The sequence below is a fragment of the Paucilactobacillus nenjiangensis genome, from assembly GCF_005405445.1.
In the GTDB taxonomy this organism is placed as follows: Bacteria; Bacillota; Bacilli; order Lactobacillales; family Lactobacillaceae; genus Paucilactobacillus; species Paucilactobacillus nenjiangensis.
On the sequence record NZ_BJEB01000079.1, the window covers coordinates 1 to 7,983 of the forward strand.

General features: G+C 39.2%; 7 protein-coding genes and 1 pseudogene. 3 read left to right on the forward strand and 5 right to left on the reverse strand.

Annotated features, from left to right (window positions below):
* Window positions 1–78 precede the first annotated feature (78 nt).
* Both FFM59_RS09295 and FFM59_RS09300 read right to left on the reverse strand, forming a co-directional pair.
* A pseudogene (locus tag FFM59_RS09295) lies at window positions 79–300 on the reverse strand (TMEM175 family protein); the annotation flags it as partial.
* A gap of 269 nt (window positions 301–569) precedes the next feature.
* Window positions 570–2,468, reverse strand: a complete 1,899-nt coding sequence (locus FFM59_RS09300) for a M13 family metallopeptidase (protein WP_137602761.1) — start codon at window positions 2,466–2,468, stop codon at window positions 570–572.
* Window positions 2,469–2,634: 166 nt separating this feature from the next.
* On the opposite strand from FFM59_RS09300, the gene FFM59_RS09305 reads away from it, so the two are divergent.
* The 3 genes from FFM59_RS09305 to FFM59_RS09315 all read left to right on the forward strand — a co-directional run bounded on the left by FFM59_RS09305 (window position 2,635) and on the right by FFM59_RS09315 (window position 4,656).
* A complete protein-coding gene (locus FFM59_RS09305; protein WP_137602762.1) occupies window positions 2,635–3,489 on the forward strand; it encodes an NAD(P)H-binding protein in 855 nt (284 codons plus the stop codon).
* 20 nt (window positions 3,490–3,509) lie between these two features.
* Window positions 3,510–3,938: an Rrf2 family transcriptional regulator gene (locus tag FFM59_RS09310; RefSeq protein ID WP_137602763.1), complete on the forward strand. Its 429-nt coding sequence runs from the start codon at window positions 3,510–3,512 to the stop codon at window positions 3,936–3,938.
* A gap of 115 nt (window positions 3,939–4,053) precedes the next feature.
* The gene (locus tag FFM59_RS09315; RefSeq protein WP_137602764.1) at window positions 4,054–4,656 is read left to right on the forward strand and encodes a sugar O-acetyltransferase; all 603 of its coding nucleotides are present in this window, start codon (window positions 4,054–4,056) and stop codon (window positions 4,654–4,656) included.
* A 99-nt stretch (window positions 4,657–4,755) separates the two neighbouring features.
* Here FFM59_RS09315 and FFM59_RS09320 read toward each other — a convergent pair whose 3' ends face one another.
* Genes FFM59_RS09320 through FFM59_RS09330 form a run of 3 tightly spaced genes read right to left on the reverse strand, consistent with a single transcriptional unit; the run spans window position 4,756 to window position 7,508 of the window.
* Entirely contained in the window at window positions 4,756–4,911 is a 156-nt protein-coding gene (locus FFM59_RS09320) for a FeoB-associated Cys-rich membrane protein (protein WP_137602765.1), read from the reverse strand.
* Window positions 4,911–7,025 carry a ferrous iron transport protein B gene (gene feoB, locus FFM59_RS09325; RefSeq protein WP_137602766.1) on the reverse strand — a complete coding sequence of 705 codons (2,115 nt, stop codon included), beginning with the start codon at window positions 7,023–7,025 and terminating at the stop codon, window positions 4,911–4,913. Before feoB ends, FFM59_RS09320 begins: the two co-directional genes overlap by 1 nt.
* Window positions 7,026–7,508, reverse strand: coding sequence for a FeoA family protein (locus FFM59_RS09330; protein ID WP_137602767.1), 483 nt, complete (start codon window positions 7,506–7,508; stop codon window positions 7,026–7,028).
* Window positions 7,509–7,983: the final 475 nt, after the last annotated feature.

Sequence of the window (7,983 nt, forward strand, 5' to 3'; positions counted from 1 at the left end):
GAAGCATCATTTATTTAAGTTAGATACATATTATATGTACGAAGGCATTTCATTTACACAAGATTCTTGACGCTACCCGGTTTGCATATTAATCACTTTGACATGATGCCAGTTATTATGGTGTGATACCCACATTAGGCCAATCCAAAAAAATGAAATGGCGTATGCAAAGAAACTATCATGCAACAGCCACAAGCCATGCCAAGTGACCTGGTCCGGCTTATTTAATTCCAAAACTAAAATGGTCATAATAATCGCTAAAATTGCATCTTCAAATGCCGTAATCCGTTCTTTTCCCATATCTACTCCTCCAATATTTGCCTTTATTATAAACCTTGGAGTTAACTATAAGGCAAGAAGAAAATGAACATAGGGAATACCTGTAGCATGATTTGCTAAAACGTGCTCTTCGAGCCAGCTCATGCGCTTAACGGATAGTCGAAACGTGCTCAAACAATCAGATTGCTCACCTAACTAAAATAATCGCAGTGCTAAAATTCAGCACTACGATTATTTTTCGTTAGTTACTCACAATCTAAACGATTGTTTTCGCACTCTTATCTCACTCACTACCATATCTTCACTCTCTCACCCTCATCAAGGAACATAGCGTCACCTGATTTGATGTTAAAAGTGGTAAAGAAATCATCTAAATTTTGGACTTGGACATTTGCACGTAATTTAGCAGGAGCATGGACATCGATAGACAATAAGAGTTGCATATATTGTTCGGTGGCTTTCATCCGCCAAATTTTTGCCCAATTAATAAAGAAGGCCTCAGTATCTAAATCAGCTTCAGATTTAGCAGCTTCCAGAGCACAACTCAACCCGCCAGCGTCGGCAATATTTTCAGATACCGTGAGCTTACCATTTACTTTTTGACCAGCGAATTCAATTCCATCGAATTGATCAATCATTTGCTGTGCCTTATTTTTAAACTGTTTTGAATCTTCATCAGTCCACCAGTTATTCAAATTACCATACTCATCAAATAACGAACCATTATTATCGAAGGCATGTGATATTTCGTGAGCAATTACGGCTCCAATTCCACCATAATTAGCGCTGCTGCTTTGTTTTAAGCTATAAAATGGTGCTTGCAAAATAGCAGCTGGAAACACAATGATATTTTTAAATGGATGGTAATATGCATTAACCGTAGCAGCACTCATTTCCCAACGGTCGCGTTCAACTGGCTGATTCCATTTACTGTACATATCAGCAGTTTCAATTTTATTAAAGGCCAACAGGTTGGTTAATAATGGTTGTGTATTGTCAACAATCAAACGATCATACAAAGAATCCACTTTATCAGGAAAACCAACTTGAATACCTAACTTGCTTAATTTTAGTACTGCTTTCTCGCGGGTACTTTCGCCCAGCCAAGTATTATTCGTGAGTCGTGATTGATAAACACTAATCATTTTTTCAACCATCTGATGAACGTCATTCTTAGCTTCTTCACCAAAATACTTGCGGCCATAATAGTCGCCAACGACTTGATCAAATTCACCTTTGGCTAAATAATATGCATATTTTTGTTGTTTCATGGGTTCTTTACTGCCAGACAATGAACGACTGTATTCGCCACTAATGCCACGCAATTCATCCGTCAAATAGCCACTCAAACCAGCGACTGTCTTAGCGATTATCCAATTTTTGAATTCCGCAAAATGCGCGTCAGTTAATATGCCGGCAATTGCTTCAAAATATTTTGGCTCCATGACAATAATTTTCTCTGGTTCCGCACCAACTAATTGTTTTGCCACTGCGCCTAAATCAACGGTTTGACTATGTGCTGTAAATTCAGCAAACGTCTGTGGATTATACATTTTACTATAATCTGCTGACTCTTCCGCGCTCTTTACATTTGGAACAAGTAACGCGTCAAAAGAAATTGCCTTGTCAATGATGTCAGTCGCTTTGGCAGCATTATATCCTGCACCTTTCAAAAGCTTTTCCATCATCGAACGATAAACGGTAAACAGTGCTTCTTTTTGTGGATTACCATCTTCATAGTAAGTTTTATCAGGCAAAATTAGTTTTGGAGCGGCTACAAATAAAGCATTCACCGTCGCATTTTTCATATCTGCATCAATATCAAAATTGACCGGGCTAGGTAAGCCAGTCAAAATAAAATCGGCCCAATTTGTTTGATAATCTGCGAGTGAATTTAACGCTTCGATTCGTTGTAAAACAGTTCGCAGTGGAGCATTTCCTTCCGATTCACGACGCTTGAAGTCCAACGCTAATTGATACAATTCCACAGATTGACCTAGCGCACCAGAAACGTTTCCCTGTGCTACGAAATCATCGAAGTCTTGCATCATTTGTTTATCAATATCGTCAACTAAGTCATTAAATCCACCCGTTGCTGGTTTGTCTGCTGGAATTTCGGCGGTTTTGATCCATTCGCCATTTACTGCTTCATATAAATCATCTTTAATCAGTTCATTATTAACTGCCATGTATTTGCCCCCAATGTTTATTTTGTTGTCTATTATACTCGTGGCAACGATTTTCGTATATTAATAACTACAATCTCAATTTTACACTTGACACTTTAAAAGTAACAGGTTATATTAATTACAAAAGTTACTTTGAAAGTAACAAGACGAAAGAAGGATTTTTATTATGACAACCTATGCAATTACAGGTGCAACTGGCAAATTTGGTCAGGTTGCGCTTAAAACCTTAGCTTCACTCGTTTCAACTAGCAATATCATCGCTTTAGCTCGCAATACCGAAAAAGCTGAAGAACTGGTACCAGCTGGTGTAACCGTTCGTAAGGGTGACTACACGGACCAAACATCATTAACGGCGTCACTAACCGGCGTCGACAAGTTATTATTTATTTCATCACAACCAGGTGCTGAGGTTTCTCGTGAGCAACAACATGCCAATGTCGTTGCGGCTGCCAAAGACGCCGGCGTTAAATACATTGCATACACCAGTTTCCCGGATGCTACACACGCCACCACTCCACTTGCTTTAGACCACGCTTTCACTGAAAAGGCAATTTCAGATGCTGGCATTGCACATTCATTTTTACGTAACAACTGGTATTTAGAAAATGAACTTGGTACAATCAAAGGAGCTGTTGCAGGACAACCATTTGTTTATTCTGCGGCCGATGGAAAAGCAGGCTGGGCGCTTGAAGCATACTATGCGGAAGCTGCGGCGAGGGTATTAGTTGCTGATAATGCCAAAGATATCTATGAATTTTCTGGCTCATTCGCTACTTATGCTGATTTGGCATCTGCTACTAAATCGGCTTCTGGCAAAAACTTTGATGTGCTTGCTATTGATGACCCTGCCTACACTGCTGGGCTTAAAGACGCCGGTTTAGATGATGATACTGCCGCTTTAGTCACAATGTTCCAAACTTTAATTCGCGATGGCAACCTAGATGTTCCATCAACTGGTTTAGTAGATGTGCTCGGTCACCCACTTCCTGAATTACGCGATCAACTTAAAACAATTATTTAACAATCATTGAGGTATATATTATGAAATATTCCCACAAATTAAGTGATGCAGTGCACGTTTTGTCTTACGTTGAGATATACAAAGACGGTGATTTATCCAGTAATGCAATCGCCGATAGTATCGAATCTAATCCGAGTTTAGTTCGCCGTTTGATGTCCTCTTTAGTTCAAGGTGGTTTACTAGAAACTCGGCCTGGATCAGTTTCTCCAAAGCTGACGCGGCCAACTAACCAAATCACACTACTCGACATTTACAATGCAATTGAAATTGATCATAATTTTTTACACGTTGACGAAAAAACTAATCCGGCCTGTGTCGTAGGTGGGAATATTCAAGATGCTCTCAATGATGTTTATGCTAAAGTACAACAAGATGCCGAAGCTAGTATGCAACAAGTAAAACTTTCTTCAATTATTGACGACATTTTGATAAGAAATGCAAATAAATAGGTGTTGAAGCCTTGTAATTCTTAAACGATTGCAAGGCTTTTTTTACGCTTAAAATTTGAATAAAACATGGTAAACTGAATTCATACAAAAAGGACACCTCGAAAGAAGCTACACTATGAGCTTGACAGATAAATTTAAATATATGGCAACCGGTCAATCTTATGACGATTTGGATTCCCGCCTTGTTGAATTGCGTAAATTGGCAACCATTAAAACTCAAAAACTGAACAGTGAACCCAATATATCTAAGAAAAACTCTTTATTAGGATCACTGCTGAAACATGTTGGAAAAAATATTATCATTGAACCCAACTTTAGATGCGAGTTTGGTCGCAATATTTCGCTTGGTGATAATTTTTATGCCAATTATGATTGTGTCATGTTAGATGGTGCTCCAATTACGATTGGCAATAATGTTTTGCTTGGACCAAAAGTTGGATTGTATACTAGTAATCATCTTTTTGACTCAATCGAACGCAAAAATGGCGGCTGTATCGCCAAACCAATTATAATTGAAGACAATGTTTGGATTGCAGCCAACGTTTCAATTCTACCCGGGGTCCATATTGGTACAGGAAGTATCATTGGCGCTGGTAGTGTAGTTTCACATGATATTCCTGACAATGTGATTACAGCTGGTAACCCGTGCAAAGTGCTTCGGCCAATTTCTGAGACGGACAAAACTGGATTTGACGGCCACGATTTCGAAATAAATTAAATTAAAATGAACGTAATGAAAAAATGATGCTTATCCAATTGTTTTGGACAAACATCATTTTTTATTTACACAAGGTAGTGCGATTTGTTCAGCACTATATTATTTATTTAATATTTTACTAACCTGAGTCTGGTCAATTAATGGACAGCCAACATTGGAACAATCATCACATCCACTAGCACCACTAAAGAACTGGCGATAGACAACATAAGCAACGGCAGCAAAAACAATTGCTGCAACAATAATAGTCGACATTAGATTACCTCCTTTTGATAAACCAAATTATTATCATCTAAACTCTTATCGCGTTTGATGAATAAGCCATAAACAATGACGGCGACTGCCGTGAATAATTCAATGGCGCCAATCACAGAAATGGCACCAGTCACCAGTAACGACGTTTGATAAACAATTAATGCAGCCATGTACGCAATTAAAGTTTGATAACCAATCGCCCGTAAGGTCCATTTAGTATCGCCAAATTCTTTATACATCGTTCCGATTGAAGCAAAACAAGGTGCACACAATAAGTTAAAGACAAGAAATGCGAATCCAGCCATTGGTGCATAAGCGGCACGTAAAGTATTCGCAAATCCGGCTCCCCCACCAAAAGTAATATGGAAGGTCGTAACACAATTTTCTTTGGCAATTAATCCAGCAATCACCGCCACGGCAGCGTGCCAGTCACCAAATCCCAGTGGAGCAAAGATTGGGGCAATTACCATCCCCATATACCGGAGAATACTCTGATTTTGATCAACCATTTGCATTTTAAAATTGAAACTCGATAGGAACCATATTCCAACGCACGAAAGAAAAATAATGGTCCCGGCTTTTTTAATGAACATCGAACCACGTGACCACACACCACGCCACGTATTATCAATGCGAGGTAAATGGTAGGCTGGTAATTCCATCACAAATGGCGAGTGGTCACCTTTAAACATTTTCGTTTTCTTTAGAAAAATACCAGAGAAGATGACCGCCATGATTCCCATAAAATATGATGTTGGTGCCACCCATGAATTATGTGGAAAGAAGGTCCCTGACACTAATGCAATCACTGTCAGCTTTGCCGAGCAAGGCATAAAAGTAGTCAACATAATGGTCATTTTACGATCAGATTCATTTTCAATCGTCCGAGTGGCCATGATTCCGGGTACTCCACAACCGGTCGAAATCAGCATTGGAATAAACGATTTTCCGGATAAATTAAATCGATGAAATACTCGATCCATCACAAATGCAATTCGTGCCATATAGCCACAATCTTCAAGGATGCTTAAACAAAGGAATAGCATTAATATCTGTGGCACAAAACCTAATATTGCCCCGACGCCACCGATAATTCCATCGACAATTAGGCCAATTAGCCATGGCTGAACTTTAATAAATTCCAAGAAATTGGTCACAGAGTTAGGTACCCAATTGCCAAAGACCACATCGTTAACCCAGTCACTACCAATTGTCCCAATCGTTTGAATTGATAGATAATACACCGCCCACATAATGACGACAAAAATTGGTAAGGCTAGCCAACGATTGGTGACAATTCGGTCGATTCGATCACTCATCGACATTGTGAAATCGTCGTTATCTATAACACTCATATTAATAATTCGTGCGATATAGTCATAACGTGCATTAACAATAATACTATCGCTATCGTCATCAAAAATTCGTTCGGCCATTTTAATAATATTATTAATGTCCTTGAGCTGAGTATCTGAAAAACGCATTTCAGCTAGAATGTTTTCATCGCGCTCAAACAATTTAATTGCAAACCAGCGTGCCTGATTATCTGGTACTTTCCCGACCAGCTTCTTTTGTAGCATTTCAATGGCTGACTCTAAGCGCGGATCATATTGTGGGGTTGTATAACCTTTAATTTCACTATGTAATTGAGTAACTAATTTCTCAACATTATCTTTTTTTAATGCACTAATGCTCACCACTGGAATGTCCAGAATGTAGGCAAGTTTCTTGATATTGATACTGCGATTTTTTTGCTTATCCAGCAAATCCATCATATTCAGTGCCATCACGACTGACACACCCGTTTCCATTAACTGTAACGTCAAATAGAGGTTTCGTTCCAAGTTAGTGGCATCAACCACATCAATGATAGCATCGAGCCTTGTTTCGAGAATATAATTTCGCGTCACGATTTCTTCCGAACTATATGGCGACATCGAATAAATTCCTGGTAAATCTTGAATTTCTACGCCAGAGTCTTGTTTCAAACTTCCAGCTTTACGTTCAACCGTCACGCCCGGCCAATTACCAATATGTTGATTTGAACCTGTGAGCGCATTAAATAAAGTCGTTTTACCGCTATTTGGATTACCAACTAAAGCAAAAGTACTCATTTAACCCTCACCCACTTTCTCCACCAGAACGTTAATGGCATCAGCTTTGCGCAGACTTAATTTATACCCACGAACGATAATTTCGACTGGATCACCTAATGGTGCCACATTGTTAACTTTAATCATCGTTCCTTTTGTAAGTCCCATATCCATCAGACGTTTGCGTAACTCCTTGCCACCTGTCATCTTGGTCACAATACCTGAATCACTAATCGCCAAATCAGATAACGAGTGTAAGTCTGCAGTTTCTTCATCCGACATGTTCCGAACTACAATCCGTTCCGCAATGTCATCACTGATAGCTAACCGTTGACCTTGAAAAAAGATTGTCAACCCAGTGGGCCCGGATGCCGGTGTGATAATCGTAATACTCTTACCGGCAATCATCCCCATCTCAGCCAATCTACGAACTAGCTTATGATCTCCGAGGACCTTGATGATGACATATTTTCCACGACCATTTAATTCAGATAATGTTTTCATCGCTTACTCCATGTTCTATGTATATAGCTTAATTTCTCATGATTTTCTCATTTTCGACACTGACCGTCAACCTAAATTAATGTCGTTAGCACAAAATCGCTTGTCATAACACGGTTTGTACATCTTTGCACAGTTAAAATATTATTTAGTTTAGAATCGATATAAAAAGAAATTGTGACATAAGCCGTTCAACTCTTGAGGATTGCTACGACGTCCATTGAACTACGGCAAAGTTCGCCAAGTTCCAATGGCGATTTCGAATGATGAATGATTTGAAATTTGAATCGTTCATCATTCGTGATTAACCGTAGCCACTGATACTTGTCACTTTAGCAGCTTAGTATCATGGACATCGCAGAGAGAGTTGGCTTATGAAACCGATTATAGAAAAATATTTTTAATCGAGTAGGAGGCAGTTGATTAGTTCAGCTACCGACCTCTCACACCACCGTACGTACGGTTCCGTATACGGCGG